Source organism: Micromonospora sp. NPDC005553, assembly GCF_042871765.1.
In the GTDB taxonomy this organism is placed as follows: Bacteria; Actinomycetota; Actinomycetes; order Mycobacteriales; family Micromonosporaceae; genus Micromonospora.
Map to the genome: position 1 here is coordinate 143,095 of NZ_JBIAJD010000006.1, position 22,379 is coordinate 165,473.

A 22,379-nucleotide genomic window follows, 5' to 3' on the forward strand; every position below is an offset into this window, starting at 1 on the left:
CTAACCCGCGGCCAAGGAGTGGAACACGTGTCTGATCTGTCCCAGATTGTGAAGGCCTACGACGTCCGCGGGACGGTGCCGGACCAGTGGGACGAACGGGCCGCCGAGGCACTGGGCGCCGCCTTCACCCAACTGCTCAACTCCACCGACGAGCCGGGCGACGCCGTCGTCGTCGGGTACGACATGCGGGCCACCTCGCCCGGCCTGGCCGCCGCGTTCGCCACCGGCGTACGCGCCGAGGGCCGCTCGGTGATCGAGATCGGCCTCGCGTCCACCGACCTGCTCTACTACGCGTCCGGCTCGCTCGACCTGCCCGGCGCGATGTTCACCGCCAGCCACAACCCCGCGCAGTACAACGGCATCAAGATGTGCCGCTCCGGCGCGCGCCCGATCGGCCAGGAGAGCGGCCTGGCCGAGATCCGGGAGCGGGCCCAGGCACTTCTGGACTCGGGCGGCGCTCGTCCCGCCGGAGCGCCGACCCGGCCCGCCGAGCGGCGCGACCTGCTCCCCGACTACGCCGGCTACCTGCGCAAGCTGGTCGACCTGTCCGGCATCCGGCCGTTGAAGGTGGTCGTCGACGCCGGCAACGGCATGGGTGGCTTCACAGTTCCGACGGTGCTGGGCGACGCGGCCCTGTCGCCGCTGCCGCTGGAGATCGTGCCGCTCTACTTCGAGTTGGACGGCAGCTTCCCCAACCACGAGGCCAACCCACTCGACCCGGCGAACCTGGTCGACCTCCAGCGCGCCGTGGTCGAGCACGGGGCGGACATCGGGTTGGCCTTCGACGGTGACGCCGACCGGTGCTTCGTGGTGGACGAGCGCGGCGAGCCGGTGTCACCGTCGGCGATCACGGCACTCGTCGCCGCCCGTGAGCTGGCCAAGCACCCGGGTTCCACGGTGATCCACGGCCTGATCACCTCCAGCGCCGTCGCGGAGATCATCCGGGAGCACGGTGGGAAGCCGGTCGTCGCCCGGGTCGGGCACTCCTTCATCAAGGCGGAGATGGCCCGCACCAACGCCGTCTTCGGCGGCGAGCACTCCGCGCACTACTACTTCCGGGACTTCTGGTTCGCCGACACCGGGATGCTCGCGGCGATGCACACGTTGGCCGCGCTGGGCGAGCAGTCGCTGCCGCTGTCCGTGTTGGCCGGTGAGTACGAGCGCTACATCGCCTCCGGCGAGATCAACTCGACGGTGACCGACCAGGCGGCGGCGGTGGCCGAGGTGCGCGCCGCGTACCCCGACGCGGTCGCTGACGAGATGGACGGGCTCACCCTGCGTTTCCCCGACGGCGCCTGGTTCAACCTGCGCGCCTCCAACACGGAGCCGCTGCTGCGGCTCAACGTCGAGGCGCCCACCCGGGATCGGATGGTCTCGCTCCGGGACGACGTGCTCGACCGCGTTCGCCGATAAGATCGCCTGCGCCGGTCGGCACCGCCGCCGGTCAAGCCGTACACGTGGAAGGAGCCGTGCCATGGCCCTGGATCCGCAGTTGCTGGAGATCCTTGCCTGTCCGGACACGCACCACGCCCCGCTCACCTATGACGCCGAGGCGCAGACGTTGACCTGTACGGAGTGCGGCCGGATCTTCGAGGTCCGCGACGACGTGCCGGTGCTGCTGCTCGACGAGGCGCGCGGCGGCCCCGGGCAGTCCTCATGATCGACGGTACGGCCGGGGTCAGTGGGCGCCGTGACGCCGACGAGGCCCTGCTCGACAACCCGCAGGCGTTGGCCGAGGCCGACCCGGGTGGCATGCTCCGGCACACGGCGTCGGCCGGTGCGCAGGTTCGCGAGAGCGCCGCACTGGCAGCCGAGGCGAACCTCGCGGTGCTCGCCGACGACGGGCGGCCCCGAGCCGTCGTGATCGCCGGCATCGGCACCGCCGGGCGTACCGGTGACGTGCTGGCCACTGTCGCCGGGCCACGCTGCCCGGTCCCGATCATCGGGCACCGCTCCGCCGGCGTGCCCGGTTGGGTGGGCGCGGCCGACGTGGTGATCGCGGTGAGCGCGTCCGGACGTAGCCCGGAGGCGCTCGGCGCCGCCGAGGCGGCTCACCGCCGTGGTGCCCGACTCGTCGCCGTGGGTGCCCCGGATTCGCAGTTGCAGTCGATCGCCGAGCAGGCCCGGGCGCCGTTCATCCCGGTGCCCCGGCGTGCCCCGGCCCGGGCCAGCCTCTGGGCGCTCACGGTGCCGGTCCTGCTTGCCGCCCGCTCCCTCGGGCTCGTGAAGGTCAACGAGGCGGACCTGGCCGAGACCGCGTCCCGGCTCGACGCGGACGCGGACCGCTGCCGGTCCGCGGCCGAGTCCTTCGTCAACCCGGCGAAGTCACTGGCGCTGGGCCTGGCCGGCTCGATCCCCATCGTCTGGGGTTCGTCCCCGCTGGCCACGGTGGCGGCCCGCCGGTTCGGCGACACCCTGTCGGCAAACGCCCGCTACCCGGTGGTCACCGGAGCGTTGGGTGAGGCCGGGCGGGGTCGGGTCGGGCTGCTCGACGGTGTCTTCGGCGGCCTGGCCGAGGGGGAGCGGGACATCTTCGCCGACCCGGCCGAGGACGACGGCGAGGGCACCCGGCTGCGGCTGGTGTTGCTGCGCGACGGCGGGCTCAACGCCGAGGACGACACCGACGAGCCGCTCGCCGTCGAGGAGCGCCGTGCGGACGCGGTGCAGACCCTCGCGGAGCGCCGTGGCGTGCGGTGCGACGTGGTGACCGCCGAGGGCGGCTCCGCCCTGGAGCGGCTGGCGTCGCTGATCGCCGTTCCGGATTTCGCCTCGATCTACCTTGCTCTGGCACACGGGTTGGACCCGATGGCCGTTCCGGCCATCACCGAGATGAAGGAGCTATCGAACCAGTGAACGAACGTAGGGGGCGGCGCATCATGCGCGGACCGAGCGGCTTCGCGCGGCGAAGCGGAGCGGTGGCATGAGCGCCAACGGTGGGACGAAGGCGATTGTCGCCGCCCTGCTGGCCAACATCGGCATCGCCGTCACCAAGTTCATCGCGTTCCTGCTCTCCGGCTCGTCGTCGATGCTGGCCGAGGCGGTCCACTCGGTCGCCGACTCCGGCAACCAGGGCCTGCTGCTGCTCGGCGGCAAGCGGGCGAAGCGCGCGGCCACACCGGAACACCCGTTCGGGTACGGCCGGGAGCGCTACATCTACGCGTTCATCGTGTCCATCGTGCTGTTCAGCATCGGTGGCCTGTTCGCGCTCTACGAGGCGTACCACAAGTGGCATGACAAGGGCGGCATCGAGTCCTGGCACTGGCTGCCGGTGGTCGTGCTGGTGTTGGCGATCATCATGGAGTCGTTCTCCTTCCGGACCGCCATCAAGGAGTCCAACCACACCCGGGGCAACCAGTCCTGGGTGCGTTTCATCCGCCGGGCCAAGGCGCCGGAGCTGCCGGTGGTGCTCCTGGAGGACTTCGGCGCGCTGGTCGGTCTGGTGTTCGCCCTGTTCGGCGTCACCATGACGCTGATCACCGGCAACGGCGAGTGGGACGCCGCCGGCACCGCGATGATCGGCATCCTGCTGGTGGTCATCGCAGTCGTGCTGGCCATCGAGACGAAGAGCCTGCTGCTCGGTGAGGGCGCCGAGGCGTCCGAGCTGGCTGCCATCGAGCGGGCCGTCACCGACGGCCCCGAGGTGGAGCGGATCATCCACATGAAGACGCTCTACCTGGGCCCGGAAGAGCTGATGGTGGCCGCCAAGATCGCCGTTCCAGAGTGGGAGAGCGCTCACGACCTGGCCCGTGGCATCAACGCCGTCGAGGCGCGGATCCGCGCCGCGGTGCCGATCGCCCGGGTGATCTATCTGGAGCCGGACGTCTACAACACCGCTGCCGCCGAGGCCGGCACCGGTGCCGCGGCCGACACCGCGGTGCCGCAGCCGCAGGACACGTCGGGCGAGCCGGCCGGGCGGCCCGGGGGCTGACGGGTGGAGCCACTGTACGGGCCGATCCGGGACTACGCCTGGGGCTCGCGCTCGGCCATCGCCCTCCTGCAGGGGCGAGCGGTGCCGAGCGCGGGCCCGGAGGCGGAGCTGTGGTTGGGGGCCCACCCGGGCGCCCCGGCCCTCGTGGATCGTGCCGGTCTGCGGGTGAGCCTCTGTGACCTGGTGCGGGACGAACCTGGGCAGTGGCTCGGCCAGCGGGTGTCCGAGCGGTTCGGCGACCGGCTGCCGTTCCTGCTCAAGGTGCTCGCGGCCGACGCTCCGCTGAGCCTGCAGGCCCACCCGGACGCCGAGCAGGCGCAGGCCGGCTACGCGGCGGAGGCGGGGCGCACCGAGGGGCCGCGCAACTACTCCGACCCGCACCACAAGCCGGAGTTGCTTGTCGCGCTCACCCCGTTCGAGGCGCTGTGCGGTTTCCGGGATCCGGCGGAGTCGGCCGAGGCGCTCGCGGCGTTCGGCGTACCGGAGTTGGCGCCTGTGGTCGCCGCGTTGCGGTCTGGGCCGGCGGGGTTGCGGACGGCGGTGCGGACGCTGCTCGGCTGGCCGGTCGCCAGGCGTCACGACCTGCTGGCCGCTGTGGTGGCGGCACCGGCCGACGGCCCGGACGCGGAACTGACCCGCCGACTGGCCACGGCGTACCCGGGGGATCCGGGTGCGCTGGTCGCGCTGCTGTTGCACCACCTGCGGCTGGAGGCGGGGGAGGCGATCTGGATGCCCGCCGGCAACCTGCACGCCTACCTGAGCGGCTGCGGCGTGGAGATCATGGCGGCCAGCGACAACGTGCTGCGCGGCGGCCTGACCCCGAAGCGGGTGGACGTCGACGAGTTGTTGCGGGTGCTGCGCTTCGAGGTGCTCGTCGATCCGGTGCGCGCCGCGGAGCCGGTTGGCCCGGGCGTGGACTGCTGGCCTGTGCCGGTGGACGACTTCGCGCTGCACCGGGTCCGGGTCGACGCGGCGGTGCCCTCGGTGACACTGTCGCTGCCGGGCCCCCGGGTGGTGCTCTGCGCTGGTGGTGCGATCACCGTGGACGACGGTGTCGGCGCGTTGACGCTGGCCTCCGGCGAGGCGGCGATCGGTACGGCGTTGGAAGCGCCGCTGCGGATCGACGGCGCCGGTGTGGCGTTCGTGGCGACGTCCGGGCTGCGCTGACCTCGACCCGGGTCAACGACACAAGTCCGACTTTCCCGGAATGGCTTGACGTCACCCTGCCTGAGTGTGACTCTATGAGTACGCAGCGTTATCGCGACGACGGTCCGAGAACGTGCGGGGGAACCAAACCGGGGGGATGCACGGGGCGGGCGGGACGTGGGCGGGAAAGTCCGTCCATCACCGACCGCCCCGTGCGCTGTCCGCCGACCGTGCCCGATGCCCGTCGCCGACGCGCGTAAGGTGGAAGGTCGGCGCAGACATCGTTCGACAGGAGCTTTCATGACCAGCACCCTCCCGGCGTCCGCCAGCGGCACGCCGTCCGAGGCCCGGCCGAGCACGCTCGCCGACGGCGACTTCAAGGTGGCGGATCTGTCGCTCGCCGAGTTCGGGCGTAAAGAGATCCAGCTCGCCGAGCACGAGATGCCCGGCCTGATGGCGATCCGTCGCGAGTTCGCCGAGGCGCAGCCGCTCGCCGGCGCGCGGATCACCGGCTCCCTGCACATGACCATCCAGACCGCCGTCCTGATCGAGACGTTGGTCGCGCTCGGCGCGCAGGTGCGCTGGGCGTCCTGCAACATCTTCTCCACCCAGGACCACGCCGCCGCGGCGATCGTCGTCGGCCCGGACGGCACCCCCGAGGCTCCGGCCGGGGTTCCGGTGTACGCCTGGAAGGGCGAGACCCTTCCGGAGTACTGGTGGTGCACCGAGCAGGTGCTCGCCTGGCCGGACGGGCAGGGCCCCAACATGATCCTCGACGACGGCGGCGACGCGACCCTGCTCGTACACAAGGGCGCCGAGTTCGAGCGGGCCGGGGCAGTCCCGCCCGTCGAGTCCGCCGACTCCGAGGAGTACGCGGTCATCCTCGAGCTGCTGCACCGCTCGCTCGGCGAGGACGGCCAGCGGTGGACCCGGATCTCCGGCGGCATCAAGGGCGTGACCGAGGAGACCACCACCGGCGTGCACCGGCTCTACGAGATGCACCGGGCCGGCACCCTGCTCTTCCCGGCCATCAACGTCAACGACTCGGTGACCAAGAGCAAGTTCGACAACAAGTACGGCTGCCGGCACTCGCTCATCGACGGCATCAACCGCGCCACCGACGTGCTGATCGGCGGCAAGATGGCGGTCGTCATGGGCTACGGCGACGTGGGCAAGGGCTGCGCCGAGTCGCTGCGCGGCCAGGGCGCCCGGGTCGTGGTGACAGAGGTGGACCCGATCTGCGCGTTGCAGGCCGCCATGGACGGCTACCAGGTCGCCACCCTGGACGACGTTGTCGAGCAGGGCGACATCTTCATCACCGCCACCGGCTGCTTCGACGTCATCACCAACGAGCACATGGCCCGGATGAAGCACCAGGCCATCGTCGGCAACATCGGCCACTTCGACAACGAGATCGACATGGCCGGGCTGGCCAAGCGGTCCGACGTCGAGCGGATCAACATCAAGCCGCAGGTCGACCTGTGGCGCTTCGCCGACGGGCACGCCATCATCGTGCTCTCCGAGGGCCGCCTGCTGAACCTGGGCAACGCGACCGGGCACCCGAGCTTCGTCATGTCGAACTCGTTCGCCAACCAGACGATCGCCCAGATCGAGCTCTTCACCAAGACCGAGGAGTACCCGATCGGTGTCTACGTGCTGCCCAAGCACCTGGACGAGAAGGTGGCCCGACTGCACCTCGGCGCACTCGGCGCCAAGCTGAGCACGCTGACCAAGGAGCAGGCCGCCTACCTCGGCGTCTCCACGGAGGGTCCGTTCAAGCCGGATCACTACCGCTACTGATCGACATCTCTGGACCGGGTCGGCTGTTCGCAGCCGGCCCGGTCCGTCGTCTCCGCCCTGCCCCCCGCACTCCCGCGATCTGCCCCGCACTCCCGCGATCTGCCCCGCAATCCCGCGATCTTGCAGTTTCGGTTGGAGATTCGCGGCTTTAGATGCGATATGTCGCCGCAGAAAGTGCAAGATCGCGGGGCCGGGGCCGGGGCCGGGGCGCGGGGCCGGGGCCGGGGCCGGGGTCTGGGGTCGGGGCGCCGGGTCGGGGCTTGGTCAGGTGCGGCGGGTGGGGCGGAACCAGGTCCAGATGCACCAGGCCAGCCAGCCGAGCGAGACGAGGGTGGCCAGTGCCCGTAGGCGTAGTGCGCTGAGCAGCAGCACCACGGCCAGGACCGTCAACCACGGCAGGAATCCCCTCACGGCGCGATCTTCGCACAGTGGAGTTCGCCGCAGACAGGGTGAGCTTGTCGTGAACGACTTGACGACGACGCTGACCAGGAGGAAGGTATGCCTGCCCTAAGTCAACCAAGGCGTGCCTAACCTACTCGGAGCTCGGATGTTCGCCACCTACCTGATCGGTCTGCGGGAAGGGCTGGAAGCCACCCTGGTGGTCAGCATCCTGGTCGCCTTCCTGGTGAAGTCGCAGCGCCGGGACCGGCTGCCGCAGGTGTGGGCGGGCGTCGGCCTGGCCGTGGCGCTCTCGGTGCTCTTCGGCTGGCTGATCGAGTACACGTCGACCTCGCTGCTGTCCCGATCCGAGGATCGTGAGTTGTTCGAGGCGATCACCTCGGTCGCCGCCGTGGTCTTCGTGACCTGGATGATCTTCTGGATGCGCCGGGCCGCCCGGACCATCGCCGGCGAACTGCGGGGCAAGCTCACCGAGGCGCTGGCCGTCGGGTCCCTCGCCGTCGCCGGGATGGCGTTCCTCGCGGTGATCCGCGAGGGTCTGGAGACGGCGCTGATCTTCTACTCGGCCGCCCAGGGCGCGGCCGGCGACAGCGGCCCGCTGCTCGCGTTGATCGGCGGCATCGTCACCGCCGTGGTCCTCGGCGTGCTGCTCTACGCCAGCGCCCTGCGGATCAACCTCAGCAAGTTCTTCACCTGGACCGGCGCGCTGCTGATCCTGGTCGCCGCCGGCATCCTCAAGTACGGCGTGCACGACTTCCAGGAGGCCGGCGTCCTGCCCGGCCTGAACGACCTGGCCTTCGACATCACCAGCGTGCTCGACCCGAGCACCTGGTACGCGGCCCTGCTCGCCGGCATGTTCAACGTGACCCCCGCGCCCACAGTGCTGGAGACGATCGCCTGGGTCGCGTACGCCGTACCGGTGCTCCTGCTCTTCCTGCGACCGGCCCGGCGTAAGCCGGCACCCACCGCGACCACCACCACAGTCACCGAGCGCGGGGCCGATACCGGCGCTGAGGCCGAGGCGGCGTCCACGCCGCAGCGTGCCTGACCACGAGGAGAGACAGCTTCGATGCGTACCACCCAGTTCTTCGCGCTGGCCGCCGCCGGCGTGCTGGCCACGGCCGGTCTGGCCGCCTGCTCCGACTCCGACAAGGGTGACTCGGCCGGGTCCGGCGGACCGATCGTGGTCAAGGCCAGCGACACCGCCTGTGAGGTCGGCTCGACCGACCTGGGCGCCGGCACCGCCACCTTCAAGATCACCAATTCGGGCGCGAAGGTGACCGAGTTCTACGTGTACGCCGACGGCGACCGGGTGATGGGCGAGGTGGAGAACATTGCCCCTGGGCTGAGCCGCGAGCTGCACGTGGAGTTGCCGGCCGGCACGTACCAGACGGCCTGCAAGCCGGGGATGAGCGGCAAGGGCATCCGGGGCGCGCTCAAGGTCAGCGGGTCGGCGCAGCCGCTCACCGCCGACGCCGCGCTGGGTGACGCCACGGACAACTACCAGCGGTACGTGAAGAGCCAGACCAGCGCGCTGTTGGACAAGACCGAGGAGTTCGTCGGCGCGGTCAAGGCCGGCGATGTGGCGAAGTCCAAGGCGCTCTACCCGGTCGCCCGCACCTACTGGGAGCGGATCGAGCCGGTCGCTGAGATCTTCGGTGACCTCGACCCCAAGATCGACGGCCGCGAGGAGGTCCTTGAGGAGGGGATGGAGTTCACCGGCTTCCACCGGATCGAGAAGGACCTCTGGCAGTCCGGCGACATCTCCAAGGACGGCCCGATCGCCGACCGCCTGCTGGCGGATGTCAAGGAGATCGTGGCCAAGGCGAACGCCGAGAAGCTCTCCCCGCTCCAGCTCGCCAACGGTGCCAAGGAACTGCTCGACGAGGTGGCCAGCGGCAAGATCACCGGCGAGGAGGACCGCTACTCGCACACCGACCTGTGGGACTTCGCCGCCAACCTCGAAGGTTCCAAGGCCGCCGTGTCCGCCCTGCGGCCCGCGTTGCAGCAGCGCTCGCCGGAGCTCGTCAGCCAGCTGGACACCGAGTTCACGAACGTCGAGGGCCTGCTCGGCAAGCACCGCGACGGCGACGGGTGGAAGCTGCACACCGCGCTGAGCAAGGCCGAGCTCAAGGAGCTCTCCGACGGGATCAACGCGCTCGCCGAGCCGATCAGCAAGGTCGCCGCGGCCGTCGCGAAGTGACCACCTGGCAGAAAGAGTCGAGTCGATGAGCGGAAGCAGGTTCACCCGGCGCCGGGCGATCACCCTGGCCGGCGCCGGGGTGGCGGGGGTCGCCGGAGTGGCGGCCGGCGTGGGGGCGCTGCTGAACGGCTCCCATGGCCCGGCCGCGGCGAGCGACCACCCGGCCGGGGCTGTGCCGTTCCACGGAGAGCACCAGGCCGGCATCGTCACCCCGGCGCAGGACCGGCTGCACTTCGTGGCCTTCGACGTGATCACCAAGGACCGGGCCCGACTCGTCGAACTGCTGGAGGAGTGGACGGCCGCCGCCGCCAGGATGACGGCGGGGCGCGACGCCGGGGTGCTGGGTGCGGTCGGCGGGATGCCGGAGGCCCCACCGGACGACACCGGCGAGGCGCTCGGCCTGCCTCCCTCGCAGCTCACCCTCACCATCGGTTTCGGGCCGACGCTGTTCCGCGACGCCGACGGACGGGACCGCTTCGGCCTCGCCGAGCGTCGTCCTGCCGCCCTCGCCGATCTGCCGAAGTTTCCCGGCGACGCGTTGCAGCCGCAGCTCTCCGGCGGCGACCTCTGCGTCCAGGCCTGCTCCAACGACCCGCAGGTGGCGGTGCACGCGATCCGTAACCTGGCCCGGCTGGGCATGGGCGTGGTGAGCGTCCGCTGGTCGCAGCTCGGCTTCGGCCGCACCTCGTCGACCACGCGGGAGCAGGCCACCGCGCGCAACCTCTTCGGGTTCAAGGACGGCACGGCCAACCTCAAGGCCGAGGACACCGACCTGCTGCGCGACCAGTTGTGGGTGCAGCCGGGCGACGGGCCGGACTGGATGGCCGGCGGCTCGTACCTGGTGACCCGCAAGATCCGAATGCTGGTGGAGACCTGGGACCGGACCTCCCTCGCCGAGCAGGAGGAGATCGTCGGCCGGACCAAGGGCAGCGGCGCGCCGCTGGGTCGCGGCGACGAGTTCGACGAGCCCGACTTCGCCGCCCGTGGCGCGGACGGCAAGCCGGTGATCGCCGAGCACGCCCATGTCACGCTCGCCCACCCGAGCCGGAACGGCGGGGCCCAACTGCTTCGCCGGGGTTACAACTTCGTCGACGGCTCGGACGGCCTCGGCCGGCTCGACGCGGGCCTCTTCTTCATCGCCTACCAGCGTGATCCACGCCGTCAGTTCGTGCCGATCCAGACGCAGCTGGCCCGGCACGACGTGATGAACGAGTACCTGCGACACGTCTCCAGCGGGGTGTTCGCCTGCCCGCCCGGGGTACGCGACGGCGGGGAACACTGGGGGAGTGGGCTGTTCGGCTGACCGTCGTCCGGATGGCGACAGCCGGATCGGTCCGGCTTGCGGTGGCGCCGGGCGCCGCCAAAGGGGGATCATGGTGGCAGCCTGGCCCGCGGCCAACCGTGCGCCCAGGCACCGCAGCACGTGGCGCCGCCGCCGCGGACTGCTGGCACCCGGTTTGACGGCGGCGCTGAGCGTTACCGGCGGACGCCGGTCCCACCGAACTGAATGAGGATGCAATATTAATCCCATGAGAGCCCGCGTACTGGTGGTCGACGATGACCCCGCGCTCGCCGAGATGCTCGGCATCGTGCTGCGCAGTGAGGGTTTCCTGCCCTCTTTTGTGGCGGACGGCGAGCGGGCGTTGGCCGCTTTTCGCGACAGTCGTCCCGACATAGTGCTGCTTGACCTGATGCTTCCCGGCATGAGCGGGATCGACGTCGCCAGGTCGATTCGGGCGGAGTCCGGCGTGCCCATCGTCATGCTGACCGCCAAGAGCGACACCGTCGACGTCGTGCTCGGCCTGGAATCCGGCGCCGACGACTACGTGGTCAAGCCGTTCAAGCCCAAGGAGCTGGTGGCCCGGATGCGGGCCCGACTGCGCCGAGGCGAGGACGTGGCCCCGGAGATGCTCACCATCGGGCCGCCGGACAACCAGATCACCATCGACGTGCCCGCGCACACGGTGAGTCGCAACGACGAGGAGGTGAAGCTGACGCCGTTGGAGTTCGACCTGCTGGTCGCGCTCGCCCGCAAGCCACGTCAGGTCTTCACCCGCGAGGTGCTGCTCGAACAGGTCTGGGGCTACCGGCACGCGGCCGACACCCGTCTGGTCAACGTGCACGTCCAGCGGTTGCGGGCCAAGATCGAACCAGACCCGGAGCGACCGGAAATCATCCTCACCGTGCGGGGCGTGGGCTACAAGGCGGGGACCGGATAGCCTGGTCGCACTGTGTCGACCTCGCCGCCCCCACCCTCCCCGAGTACGGCTGCCCGCCGGCCCAGCGCCGGCGGGGAGCTCTGGCGTGCGGTGAGTGGTCGGGTCGCTCGTGCGGTGGGTCGGGCACACCAGACCTGGCGTCGCTCGCTCCAGGTTCGGGTCGTGACCATCACGCTGGTCGCGTCCAGCCTCCTGGTCGGCGGGTTCGCGTTCCTGATCGCTGACAAGATCACCACCATTCTGCTCGACAGCGCGCGCAGCGACGTCCGGCAGCGGGTGACAAGCGGTGCCAGCTACGCGGCCAAGCAGGTCTCCTTCTACGGCCAGCCGCAGGAGGCGCAGCTCCAGGAGACCATCGACGGCACTGTCAACTACCTGGCCGGCGGCGACCCCCAGCAGACCAGCGGCGTGGTGGTGGCCATCACCGCCGACGACTATCCCAACGACATCCAGACGCGCACCTCGCCGTCGGCGAACGTGCAGTCGCTGATCAGCCCCGAGCTGCGGGCCGCGATCGCCGACGGCAAGGTGGCCAGTCAGATCCGCACCGGGCGACTCACCGGCGAGACCACCAAATACCTGGTCTACGGCTCGCCGGTGCCCACCCGCTTCGGCCAGATCGAGCTCTACTACCTGGTCCCGCTGGGCCGGCAGGACGTCACCGCCGCCGACGCCCGCGCCACGGTGGTGGCCACCGGGGTCGCGCTGGTGATCCTGCTCGGGTTGCTCGCGGCGCTTGTCACCCGACTGGTGGTCAACCCGGTCCGGGTCGCCGCACGTACCGCCCAGCGGCTCTCCGCGGGCCTGCTCGACCAGCGGATGGTGGTCAACGGCGAGGACGACCTGGCCCTGCTCGCCGCGTCGTTCAACCAGATGGCCACCAACCTGCAACGGCAGATCCTGCGCCTGGAAGAGATGTCCCGCTTGCAGCGCCGCTTCACCTCGGACGTCTCCCACGAGCTGCGTACCCCGCTGACCACGGTGCGGATGGCCGCCGACCTGATCTTCGCTGAGCGCGACGAGTTCGACCCGGCCGTCGCCCGCAGCGCCGAGCTGCTCCAGGCCGAGTTGGACCGCTTCGAGGAGTTGCTGACCGACCTGCTGGAGATCAGTCGGTTCGACGCGGGCTTCGCCATGCTGGATTCCGAGCCGACCGACCTGGTGCCGGTGGTGCACCGGGTGGTCGACCGGCTGGCGGGCCTGGCCGAGCGGGTGGGCGTACCGATCGAACTCGACCTGCCGGGCACGCCGGTCATCGCCGAGGTCGACCCGCGCCGGGTCGAGCGGGTGTTGCGCAACCTGGTCGGCAACGCCGTCGAGCACGGTGAGGCCCGCCCGGTGCTGATCACCCTCGGCATCGACGAGACCGCCGTGGCGATCACGGTCCGCGACCACGGTGTGGGGCTGAAGGTCGGCGAGGAGAAGCTGGTGTTCAACCGGTTCTGGCGGGCGGACCCGTCGCGGGCCCGGCAGACCGGGGGCACCGGGCTGGGCCTGTCCATCAGCCTGGAGGACGCACGGCTGCACGGCGGCTGGCTGGAGGCGTGGGGTGCTCCCGGGCAGGGCGCGCAGTTCCGACTCACCCTGCCGGCCCGTGCTGGCGATCGGCTGACCACCTCACCGCTGCGACTGGTGCCGGCCGACGCCGCCCTGCCGTTCGGCGGCCCACGCGACGGTGGGCCACTGGCCATCGGTCCCGGCACCGGCGGGGCACTGGCGATCGGTCCGGCTCCGGCCGGGGACGGGCAGCGGACGGAGGTGCGCTCGTGAGACGGCCGACTCTGCTCGGGACCCTCGGCGTGATGGTGCTGCTGGGCGCCGGCTGTGGCATTCCGGCGGCATCCGACGTGCGGGTGGACGGCAAGGGCAGCGCCGCGACCGAGGCCGGTGTGATCAGTCGGGGCAGTGAGCCACCGACGCGCACGGCCAGCGGCAGCGTCAACGAGACATTCGTCCGCAACTTCCTGTCCGCCGCCGCCGGCGAGCCGGATCGGGCGTACGAGCGGGTCAAGGCGTTCATCGCCCCGGAGGACAAGACTCGCCTACAGGACAAGAAGGGCAGCGAGGTCGCGCTGAACGTGGTCCGGCTGCGCGAGGCGGTCTACACCCTCAACAGCGACTCGACCACGACAGTCAAGATCACCGTGCAGCAGATCGGGGTGCTGCGCACCAACGGCATCCTGGCCCCACCGGTGGCGACCGAGACGGAGTACGAGTTCGGCCTGCGCAGCGCGTCCTTCAACGGCGGCGTCAACGATGACCGGGCCGGCCTCTACGTCATCAACCCGCCCAACGTGCTGCTGCTCAGCGACACCGCCCTTCGGGAGTACTACCAGGACGAGACGATCTACTTCTGGAGTTCGGACCGCAGCCGCCTGGTGCCCGACCAGCGCTACCGACCGCAGGCGGTGCCGGTCGAGCGGCAGGTCAACGAGGTGGTGAAGTGGCTGGTCGGTGGCCCCTCCGACTGGTTGCGCCCGGGGGTCGTCGGGCTGCCGGACCGCACCGAGCTGATCAACAACGCCACCGGCGGCAACGGTCGGTGGGAGGTCAACCTGGACATGTCCGGCGACGACCAGAGCGGGATCGATCAGTTGATCACGCAGATCGCCTGGTCACTGGGCGACCTCACCGGTCAGCTGGAGTTGAAGATCCGCAACAACGCGCAGCCCGTGGTGGAGCTGGGCGAGCGACGAGACGCCCGGGTGCTCTACCCGTATGCCACCAGCCCGCAGCGGTTCGGCGTGTACGACGGCGCGATCCACCCGCTCGACTTCGACGGCGAGCCCAGCGGCACGGTGCCGTTGACACCCGAGGCCAACCGTAACGTCGTCTCCGCCAGCCTCGGGCTGGCCAAGGACCGCCGGATCCTCGCCGCGATGGTGGTCGCCAGCAGCGGCAAGAACCGGTACCGACTCGCCGTGGGCACGGGTGCCGACCCGGTCTCCGTGGTCAGCCGCAGCGGCGCCGAATTCTCCTCGATCGGCCGACCGGTCTGGCTGCGTACGGTCGACAACCGCCCCAGCCGCGGCCTCGTCGTGGCCGACGGGCAGCTCTACCGGTTCGACGAGGCGGCCCGGATGTATCCGGTGCCGCTCAACCTGCCCTCCGGCGCGGTCACCGCGGTGGCCGCCGGGTTGGACGGCCAGCGGGTGGCGCTGATCGTCGGCGGCCGTCTCTACGTCGCCGCGGTCAACCTCGACGGCGGCGGGGCGTCCATCGGCCCGCCCCGAGAGCTGGTCACCTCGCTGACGAACCCGACGGCTGTCGACTGGGGCAGGGAGGACCAACTGGTGGTGGCGGGGTCGGTCGGCCAGCCGGCGATCTACGAGATCAGTGTCGACGGCGCCCTGGAGACACCGTTGCGGACCGACCTCGGCGCCAAGGTCACCCACCTGACCGCGTACCCGACCAACCGCAGTGTGCGGACGCCCGGCGGGGCGTACATGTACGAGGCGAACGGGGTGGCCTACCGCAGCAGCCCGTTCGAACGGATCGAGCCCGGCCGGGTACGCGACATCGCCCCGGTGCCGACCGGTGTCCGGCCGAGCAACCCGTCGGCGCCGTTCTTCCTCTACTGACACGGTGAGCGGGCTCTGGGCGGACCTCGCCGACCTGGTGCTGCCCGCCGACTGCGCCGGTTGTCGGGAGCGCCGACCCGGCCTGCGGCACGGGGTCTGCCCAGCCTGTGTCGTGGCGCTGGGTGCATTGCGGCCACGGGCGGTCCGTCCCACCCCCGCCCCGCCGGGCCTCCCGTCCTGCGTCGCCCTCGGCCCGTACGCGGGTCCGCTGCGCGAGGCCCTGCTGGCGTACAAGGAACACGGCCGACACGGGCTTGCTCGTCCGCTCGGCGCGCTGCTCGCCGAGGTCGTCGCGGCGGCCGTCGGTGGGGCCCGTCCGCTGGCGTTGGTTCCGGTCCCGGACACCGCGGCGGCGGCCCGGTCCCGCTACGGGGACCACCTCGACCGGCTGGCCCGGCACTGCGCGGCCCGGCTCAACCGGAGCGGTTGGGCGGTGCGGGTGCACCGTCCGCTGCGGGCGTCACCCCGGCCCGACTCGGTCACCCTGGACAGCGCCGCGCGCGCGGCGGCGGCCGAGGCGGCCTTCCAGCCCCGCCCGACGGGGCCGCTCCAGGGTCGTGCCGGGGGCCCGGCGCCGGTCGTGGTGCTGCTCGACGACATCGTCACCACCGGCGTGACCCTCGCCGCCGCGAGCCGGGTGCTGACCGCGACAGGATGGGCACCGGGTGTTGCGGCGGTGCTCGCGGCGACCGAGAAAAGGCGCCAGTCGTAACCCATAGTGTTTCCGTTTCACCCGTTGGTGTATGAGCTGCGAAAAATCCTGGGTCGTCTCGGCAACATGGGGTGACTGCCGGGCAAACAAGAGTTAGCGTTTCGCTGTCGGGGGTAGGAGGTCGTTCCCACCACTCTCGGCGGTGAGAGGAGGCGTAGCCGTACCAACCGGTCGACGCCAGCGGGTCTCCCCACGGCGCGCGGCCGGGCAACCGGATCGAAGACCGTCCGAAAAAGGGAGGTCACGTGGACATCGTGGTCAAGGGCCGAAACGTCGAAGTGCCGGACCATTACCGGGTACACGTAGCCGAGAAACTCGCGAAGATCGAACGCTACGACCACAAACTTATTCGCGTTGATGTCGAGCTGTTTCACGAGCGCAATCCGCGCCAGGCCGACCACTGCCAGCGGGTGGAGATCACCTGCGTTTCCCGGGGCCCGGTCATGCGGGCCGAAGCCTGCACGAACGACTTCTACAGCGCGCTCGACGCGGCAATCGCGAAGCTCGACACCCGGCTGCGCCGCGCGGCCGACCGCCGCCGCGTACACCGGGGTCGGCACGCGCCGATCTCCGTCGCCGAGGCCACCGCTGGCCTGCCGGTCGCGGACCTGGTGCCCAACGCGCTCAGCGCGCCGAGCGATGGCGCCCGCGCCGGCACCGCCGTTGCCGAACGGGTCGAAGAGGAGCACGACGACCAGCCGTGGCACATCGCCCGGGAGAAGGTCCACCCGGCCGAGCCGATGACCATCGACGACGCGTTGTTCGAGATGGAACTGGTCGGCCACGACTTCTACCTGTTCCAGGACAAGGAGTCCGGCCGCCCCAGCGTCGTCTACCGGCGCCACGCGTACGACTACGGCATCATCTCCCTCGCCACCTGACCGGCAGCTCGTGGGGTTGTGGTGGGGTGCCCCACCACAACCCCGCGACACCGGTCAGCGGAGGTCGGCGGGCAGCAACGCGAAGGTCAGGTCGTCCAGGCGGGCGCCGGCCAGTCCGGGCAGTCGGCCGCGCTGAACTGCCTCGCGGCGAAAACCGACCCGCTCCAGCACCCGGTGCGACGCGGTGTTGTCCGGCACCGTTCCGGCCGACAGTCGGGCGATACCGACCGAGCCGAACGCCCAGCCCGCGAGCAACCGGACTGCCCTCGTCGCGTACCCCCGGCCGCGCCAGTCCGGCAGCAACGCGTAGCCGACCGACGCCTCACCGGCGGCCACGTCGGTGTACGACAAGCCGCAACTGCCCACGGGCTCGCCGCTGGTCACGTCAGTGATCATCAGCCTGGCTATCTCGCCGGTCAGCCAGCCGCTCTGCGCGAGACGACAACGCCGCTCCATCGCCTCGCGGGTCGGCGGCACCGGCGGCGCCTGGTTCGCCACCACCTCGGGTCGGCTGTGCAACCGGTACATCAGCGCCGCGTCGTCCGGCGCGAGAGGGCGCAGCGCCACCACCTGGTCGGTGAGCACCCCGCCGGGCAGGTCGGGCAGCAGCCGGGCGGTCGGGCCGGGCGGATCACCGGTGACGCGTACCCAGGCCAGCAGATCGTGCCGGCCCGCGTCGCGGGACGCACCGGCCGACCGGCGCAGACCCTCGTAGCGGAAGCCGGCGGCCAGCGCGACCCGTTGGCTCGGACCGCTCTCCGGTTCGGTGAGCAGTTCCAGCCGGGCCGCCCCGGCGGCGAACGCGTGCTCGCTCAGCACGCGGGTCGCCGCGGTGGCCAGCCCGCGACCGCGGGCCGCCGGCCGCATCCAGTAGCCGATCTCCAGCTGACCCCGGGCGGGCACCGGGTTGTTCAGCCCCACCGCGCCGAGCAGCCGATCGGTCGCGGGGTCCGCGACGGCGTACGCTGTGCCGCCGCCGGTCCAGGCCGCCGGGGCGCCGACGTCGATCCACCAGCGGGCGTCGGCCTCGGTGTACGGCGTCGGGAGGTTCGACACGAACCGCTGGGTCAGCGGGTCCGCGCAGCCGTCGACGACGTCGGCGCTGTCCTCCGGGCGGAAGGGGCGCAGCCGCACCCCGTGCGCCTCGACGACCGGCCGCAATGTCATCCCAGATCCTTCGCGAGAAGCGCCCCGACCCACACGTCCACCCGCTCGCCCCGGTGCTGCACGCCACCCCGGGCGGTCCCCTCGATCAGGAAGCCCGCCTTCTCCGCCGCTCGCCGGGAGGCGGTGTTGCCCACGTTCGCCCTCCACTCGATCCGCGCCAGACCCAACGTGCTGAAGCCCCAGGCGCTGAGCGCGACCAGCGCGGCGGGCAGGTAGCCCCGGCCCCGGGCCGCCGGCGCGGTCATGAAGCCGGTGTCGGCCACCAGCGGGTCGGTGGGGGAGAGCCGCAGGTCGAGCGTGCCCACGTACCGGTCGTCGGCGTCGGCGATCATGAAGCAGGCGGCGTCCCCCCGAGCCCAGGAGTCGCGGCCGTACGCCTGGTAGCCCTCCGCGTCGGCCCGGTCGTACGGGTCCGGCACCGTCGTCCAGCGGATGGTCTCCCGGTCCCGGCAGGTCTGCACCACCGCGTCCAGGTCCTTCTCCTCCATCGGCCGTAGCCGCAGCTCGCCGGCCCCGGTCTCGGCGAACAGAACGGGCTGCGGGCGGCCGAAGACGGCGGCCCGCCGGGCGGCGAGGGTGCCCGGCCCGGCCGGACCGGTCGACCCGGCGGCCGGCACCTCGCCGGGCAGCAGCGAGCCGATCCAGCCGTCCGCGCTCCCGGGCAGCAGCGCCGGGTCGGCCAGCCGCAACCTGCCGTCGATCCGGAAACCTGCCCGGAGGGCCACCAGCCGGGAGGCGTGGTTGCCCACCTCGGCCTGCCAGATGAGCCGACGAAGCCCGAGGGTGTCGAAGGACCAGCGGGCCACCGCCCGGGTGGCCCGGACCATCACGCCTCGACCACGCGCCCAGGGTGCCGTCCAGTAGCCGATCTCACCGGTGCCGTCCTCGCCGATCGAGGTGAGCCCGCTGGAACCCAGCAGCTCCCCGGTGTCCGGGTCGCAGACCGCGAACGGTGCCCCGGTGCCCTCGGCCCAGGCCTTCCGGCTCATCTCGGTGACAAATCCGTGGGCGTGTTCCGGCCGGTACGGGCGCGGTACGGTGGTCCAACGCTGAATGTCCGGGTCCTGGCAGGCTCGGTGCACGGCCTCGGCATCCGTCTCTCGCCAGGGCCGCAGCAGCACGCCGTCCTCGATGATCTCCACGAGCTCCACCCGTGCATCCTGCCGTAGCGTTCGCCGACGGCGTAACCGGATAACGTTTGGGGCGTGTGCAGGACGCGAGTTATGTCGGGTTCGGCGGGGTCGAGCACCGCCACCAGTGACCATCGCGCCGATGAAGCGCCTACGATGGTTCGAGACTGTCTAGGGGAGCGTTGATCCGTGTCGATTCTGGAAAAGGTCCTTAACGCGGGCGAGGGCCGCATGGTGCGCCGCCTCAAGGCGATCGCCAATGCCGTCAGCTCGATCGAGGACGACTACGTCAACCTCACCGACGAGGAACTGGCCGGCATGACCGAACAGTTCCGGGAGCGGCTCGACGAGGGTGAGACCCTCGACGACCTGCTGCCGGAGGCGTTCGCGGTTGCCCGTGAGGCGTCCGCCAGGGTGCTCGGCCAGCGCCCGTACGACGTCCAGGTGATGGGCGGCGCGGCGCTTCACTTCGGCAACATCGCCGAGATGAAGACCGGTGAGGGCAAGACGCTGACCTCGGTCATGGCCGTCTACCTCAACGCGCTCTCCGGCAAGGGCGTCCACGTGATCACGGTCAACGACTACCTCGCCCAGCGTGACGCGGCGTGGATGGGCCGGGTGCACGAGTTCCTCGGGCTGACCGTCGGCGTGGTGCTGCCCAACCGGCCGGCAAGTGAGCACAAGGCCGCGTACGAGTGCGACATCACCTACGGCACCAACAACGAGTTCGGCTTCGACTACCTGCGCGACAACATGGCCTGGTCGAAGGAAGAGCTGGTGCAGCGCGGGCACAACTTCGCGGTGGTCGACGAGGTCGACTCCATCCTGATCGACGAGGCCCGCACCCCGCTGATCATCTCCGGCCCGGCCGAGCACTCCGCCCGCTGGTACGGCGAGTTCGCCGGTGTGGTGGCCCGGCTCCAGGCCGGCACCGACGGCGAGGGCGACTACGAGGTCGACCACTCCAAGCGCACCATCGCGGTGACCGAGCGGGGTGTCGCCAAGGTCGAGGACCGGCTCGGCATCGACAACCTGTACGAGTCGGTGAACACCCCGCTGGTCGGCTACCTCAACAACGCCATCAAGGCCAAGGAGCTCTACAAGCGCGACAAGGACTACATCGTCAGCGACGGTGAGGTCCTGATCGTCGACGAGTTCACCGGTCGCATCCTGCACGGCCGTCGCTACAACGAGGGCATGCACCAGGCGATCGAGGCCAAGGAGGGGGTGGAGATCAAGCAGGAGAACCAGACCCTGGCCACCATCACCCTCCAGAACTACTTCCGCCTCTACGAGAAGCTGTCCGGGATGACCGGTACGGCGCAGACCGAGGCGAGCGAGTTCAACAAGGTCTACAAGGTCGGCGTCGTGACCATTCCGACCCACCGCCCGATGGTTCGCGAGGACCGGCCGGACGTCATCTACAAGACCGAGAAGGCCAAGTTCAACGCCGTCATCGAGGACATCGCCGAGCGGCACCAGATGGGCCAGCCGGTGCTGGTGGGCACCGTCTCGGTGGAAAACTCCGAGATCCTCTCCCAGCTGCTGCGCCGCCGTGGCATCCCGCACAACGTGCTGAACGCCAAGTTCCACGCCCGGGAGGCCGAGATCGTCGCCCAGGCCGGGCGTAAGGGCGCGGTCACCGTGGCGACCAACATGGCCGGCCGCGGCACCGACATCCTGCTCGGCGGCAACCCCGAGTTCCTCGCCGCGAACGAGCTGCGCCAGCGCGGCCTCGACCCGGTGGAGAACGAGGAAGAGTACGCCAAGGCGATGGAGGAGGTCCTTCCGACCTGGAAGCAGGCCTGCGACGCCGAGGCGGAAGAGGTTTCGTCCGCCGGCGGCCTCTACGTGCTGGGCACCGAGCGGCACGAGTCCCGGCGGATCGACAACCAGCTGCGTGGTCGTGCTGGCCGGCAGGGCGACCCGGGCGAGTCCCGTTTCTACCTGTCCCTTCAGGACGAGCTGATGCGGCGCTTCCGGGCCGGAGCGGTCGAGGCGGTGATGGAGCGCTTCAACATCCCGGAGGACGTGCCCATCGAGTCGAAGATGGTCACCCGGCAGATCAAGAGCGCCCAGGCCCAGATCGAGGGTCAGAACGCCGAGATCCGCAAGAACGTGCTCAAGTACGACGAGGTGCTCAACAAGCAGCGCCAGGTCGTCTACGCCGAGCGGCTCCGGGTGCTCAACGGTGAAGACCTCTCCGACCAGGTCCGCAACATGATCGACGACACCGTCGAGGCGTACGTGCGGGGCGCCACCTCGGACGGCTACGGCGAAGACTGGGACCTCGATCAGCTCTGGTCCAGCCTCAAGCAGCTCTACCCGGTCGGCGTGACGATCGAGGAGTTGGAAGAGGAGGCTGGTGGCTCCCGGGCCGGCATGGACGCCGACTTCCTGGTCGCCCGCCTCAAGGACGACGCCAACGCCGCGTACGACCGGCGTGAGGAGCAGCTCGGCACCGAGGGGGTGCGCCAGCTCGAGCGGATGGTGCTGCTCCAGGTCATCGACCGCAAGTGGCGCGAGCACCTCTACGAGATGGACTACCTCCAGGAGGGCATCAACCTCCGGGCGTACGCCCAGCGCGACCCGGTGGTGGAATACCAGCGCGAAGGCTTCGACATGTTCGCCACCATGATGGAGGGCATCAAGGAGGAGACAGTCGGTTTCCTCTACAACGTCGACGTCCAGGTGACCGAACCGGAGCCGGAGGAGGGGGCCGACGAGGTCACCCTGCTCGACAAGCCGGTGGAGATCCGGGCCAAGGGCCTCAACCAGGCGCCGCGGCGGCAGGGCCTGCAATACTCCGCCCCCACCATCGACGGTGAGGCCAGCCCGGGTGCGGTCGCCGTGGAGCAGGCCGAACAGCAGGCACCGGCGCTCGGTGTGGGCCGACCGGCTCCGGGTGCTCCGGCGGCACCGGGGCGGAGCGCGCCGTCCGCGCCGCAGCGGCCGGCCTCCGGGCTGCGTGGGCCGGCTGTTCCGTCGGCTGCTGCCCGTCGGCCGGCACCGAACCAGGCGGAGGCGAGCAACGGCCCGTCCCGCAACGCGCCGTGCCCGTGTGGCTCGGGCCGCAAGTACAAGCGCTGCCACGGCGCGCCCAACGGCGGCAACTGACGAACAGCAGCTGCACCGACAGCGTCTGACCGACGGGTCCCGGCCGACCAGGCCGGGGCCCGTCGGTGTTCTTGTGAGCCTCGCGACCGACCGGGG

18 protein-coding genes are annotated in these 22,379 nt (G+C 70.8%); 15 read left to right on the forward strand and 3 right to left on the reverse strand.

What is annotated here, in order from left to right; translation table 11 throughout:
• The first annotated feature begins 27 nt into the window (after positions 1 to 27).
• The 6 genes from ACFYPG_RS24530 to ahcY all read left to right on the forward strand — a co-directional run bounded on the left by ACFYPG_RS24530 (position 28) and on the right by ahcY (position 6,874).
• Positions 28 to 1,413 carry a phosphomannomutase/phosphoglucomutase gene (locus ACFYPG_RS24530; protein ID WP_387354003.1) on the forward strand — a complete coding sequence of 462 codons (1,386 nt, stop codon included), beginning with the start codon at positions 28 to 30 and terminating at the stop codon, positions 1,411 to 1,413.
• Between the two features lie 61 nt (positions 1,414 to 1,474).
• Positions 1,475 to 1,660 (forward strand): Trm112 family protein, encoded by a 186-nt coding sequence (locus ACFYPG_RS24535; RefSeq protein ID WP_091394023.1) that lies wholly within the window; start codon positions 1,475 to 1,477, stop codon positions 1,658 to 1,660.
• Positions 1,657 to 2,853, forward strand: coding sequence for an SIS domain-containing protein (locus tag ACFYPG_RS24540; RefSeq protein ID WP_355005566.1), 1,197 nt, complete (start codon positions 1,657 to 1,659; stop codon positions 2,851 to 2,853). The genes ACFYPG_RS24535 and ACFYPG_RS24540 overlap by 4 nt, the downstream gene beginning before the upstream one ends.
• Positions 2,854 to 2,920: 67 nt before the next feature.
• Positions 2,921 to 3,928: a cation diffusion facilitator family transporter gene (locus ACFYPG_RS24545; RefSeq protein WP_387354004.1), complete on the forward strand. Its 1,008-nt coding sequence runs from the start codon at positions 2,921 to 2,923 to the stop codon at positions 3,926 to 3,928.
• Between the two features lie 3 nt (positions 3,929 to 3,931).
• Positions 3,932 to 5,095 carry a mannose-6-phosphate isomerase, class I gene (gene manA, locus ACFYPG_RS24550; protein WP_387354006.1) on the forward strand — a complete coding sequence of 388 codons (1,164 nt, stop codon included), beginning with the start codon at positions 3,932 to 3,934 and terminating at the stop codon, positions 5,093 to 5,095.
• Between the two features lie 279 nt (positions 5,096 to 5,374).
• A complete protein-coding gene (gene ahcY / locus ACFYPG_RS24555) occupies positions 5,375 to 6,874 on the forward strand; it encodes an adenosylhomocysteinase (RefSeq protein WP_355005563.1) in 1,500 nt (499 codons plus the stop codon).
• A 264-nt stretch (positions 6,875 to 7,138) separates the two neighbouring features.
• Here the strand turns inward: ahcY and ACFYPG_RS24560 are convergent, their stop codons facing one another.
• Complete coding sequence (locus ACFYPG_RS24560) at positions 7,139 to 7,285, reverse strand: hypothetical protein (RefSeq protein ID WP_167493764.1); 147 nt, start codon at positions 7,283 to 7,285, stop codon at positions 7,139 to 7,141.
• Between the two features lie 136 nt (positions 7,286 to 7,421).
• Here ACFYPG_RS24560 and efeU point away from each other — a divergent pair, with 136 nt between their 5' ends.
• The 8 genes from efeU to hpf all read left to right on the forward strand — a co-directional run bounded on the left by efeU (position 7,422) and on the right by hpf (position 16,869).
• Positions 7,422 to 8,321 carry an iron uptake transporter permease EfeU gene (gene efeU / locus ACFYPG_RS24565; protein WP_355005562.1) on the forward strand — a complete coding sequence of 300 codons (900 nt, stop codon included), beginning with the start codon at positions 7,422 to 7,424 and terminating at the stop codon, positions 8,319 to 8,321.
• 21 nt (positions 8,322 to 8,342) lie between these two features.
• A complete protein-coding gene (efeO, locus tag ACFYPG_RS24570; RefSeq protein WP_355005561.1) occupies positions 8,343 to 9,476 on the forward strand; it encodes an iron uptake system protein EfeO in 1,134 nt (377 codons plus the stop codon).
• A gap of 25 nt (positions 9,477 to 9,501) precedes the next feature.
• A complete protein-coding gene (efeB, locus tag ACFYPG_RS24575; RefSeq protein WP_387354007.1) occupies positions 9,502 to 10,779 on the forward strand; it encodes an iron uptake transporter deferrochelatase/peroxidase subunit in 1,278 nt (425 codons plus the stop codon).
• 226 nt (positions 10,780 to 11,005) lie between these two features.
• A complete protein-coding gene (gene mtrA, locus ACFYPG_RS24580) occupies positions 11,006 to 11,695 on the forward strand; it encodes an MtrAB system response regulator MtrA (protein WP_030331519.1) in 690 nt (229 codons plus the stop codon).
• Positions 11,696 to 11,707: 12 nt separating this feature from the next.
• Positions 11,708 to 13,465, forward strand: a complete 1,758-nt coding sequence (gene mtrB / locus ACFYPG_RS24585; RefSeq protein ID WP_210784506.1) for an MtrAB system histidine kinase MtrB — start codon at positions 11,708 to 11,710, stop codon at positions 13,463 to 13,465.
• 32 nt (positions 13,466 to 13,497) lie between these two features.
• Positions 13,498 to 15,276, forward strand: a complete 1,779-nt coding sequence (locus ACFYPG_RS24590; RefSeq protein WP_387354237.1) for an LpqB family beta-propeller domain-containing protein — start codon at positions 13,498 to 13,500, stop codon at positions 15,274 to 15,276.
• Between the two features lie 4 nt (positions 15,277 to 15,280).
• Entirely contained in the window at positions 15,281 to 15,988 is a 708-nt protein-coding gene (locus tag ACFYPG_RS24595; protein WP_387354008.1) for a ComF family protein, read from the forward strand.
• Between the two features lie 245 nt (positions 15,989 to 16,233).
• On the forward strand, positions 16,234 to 16,869 hold the full coding sequence (hpf, locus tag ACFYPG_RS24600) for a ribosome hibernation-promoting factor, HPF/YfiA family (RefSeq protein ID WP_355005557.1): 636 nt from the start codon (positions 16,234 to 16,236) through the stop codon (positions 16,867 to 16,869).
• Positions 16,870 to 16,923: 54 nt separating this feature from the next.
• Here hpf and ACFYPG_RS24605 read toward each other — a convergent pair whose 3' ends face one another.
• Positions 16,924 to 18,036, reverse strand: coding sequence for a GNAT family N-acetyltransferase (locus tag ACFYPG_RS24605; protein WP_387354009.1), 1,113 nt, complete (start codon positions 18,034 to 18,036; stop codon positions 16,924 to 16,926).
• Complete coding sequence (locus tag ACFYPG_RS24610; protein WP_387354010.1) at positions 18,033 to 19,187, reverse strand: GNAT family N-acetyltransferase; 1,155 nt, start codon at positions 19,185 to 19,187, stop codon at positions 18,033 to 18,035. The genes ACFYPG_RS24605 and ACFYPG_RS24610 overlap by 4 nt, the downstream gene beginning before the upstream one ends.
• Positions 19,188 to 19,355: 168 nt before the next feature.
• Between ACFYPG_RS24610 and secA the strand changes: the two genes are divergently transcribed.
• Complete coding sequence (gene secA / locus ACFYPG_RS24615; protein ID WP_387354012.1) at positions 19,356 to 22,283, forward strand: preprotein translocase subunit SecA; 2,928 nt, start codon at positions 19,356 to 19,358, stop codon at positions 22,281 to 22,283.
• The last annotated feature ends 96 nt before the right edge of the window (positions 22,284 to 22,379 follow it).

Bases quoted from the DNA above. Each gene is read 5' to 3' on its own strand.
- ahcY (WP_355005563.1), top strand. From the start codon at position 5,375: ATGACCAGCACCCTCCCGGCGTCCGCCAGCGGCACGCCGTCCGAGGCC.
- mtrA (WP_030331519.1), top strand. From the start codon at position 11,006: ATGAGAGCCCGCGTACTGGTGGTCGACGATGACCCCGCGCTCGCCGAG.
- ACFYPG_RS24540 (WP_355005566.1), top strand. From the start codon at position 1,657: ATGATCGACGGTACGGCCGGGGTCAGTGGGCGCCGTGACGCCGACGAG.
- efeB (WP_387354007.1), top strand. From the start codon at position 9,502: ATGAGCGGAAGCAGGTTCACCCGGCGCCGGGCGATCACCCTGGCCGGC.
- ACFYPG_RS24535 (WP_091394023.1), top strand. From the start codon at position 1,475: ATGGCCCTGGATCCGCAGTTGCTGGAGATCCTTGCCTGTCCGGACACG.
- ACFYPG_RS24545 (WP_387354004.1), top strand. From the start codon at position 2,921: ATGAGCGCCAACGGTGGGACGAAGGCGATTGTCGCCGCCCTGCTGGCC.
- ACFYPG_RS24590 (WP_387354237.1), top strand. From the start codon at position 13,498: ATGGTGCTGCTGGGCGCCGGCTGTGGCATTCCGGCGGCATCCGACGTG.
- efeU (WP_355005562.1), top strand. From the start codon at position 7,422: ATGTTCGCCACCTACCTGATCGGTCTGCGGGAAGGGCTGGAAGCCACC.
- efeO (WP_355005561.1), top strand. From the start codon at position 8,343: ATGCGTACCACCCAGTTCTTCGCGCTGGCCGCCGCCGGCGTGCTGGCC.
- ACFYPG_RS24605 (WP_387354009.1), bottom strand. From the start codon at position 18,036: ATGACATTGCGGCCGGTCGTCGAGGCGCACGGGGTGCGGCTGCGCCCC.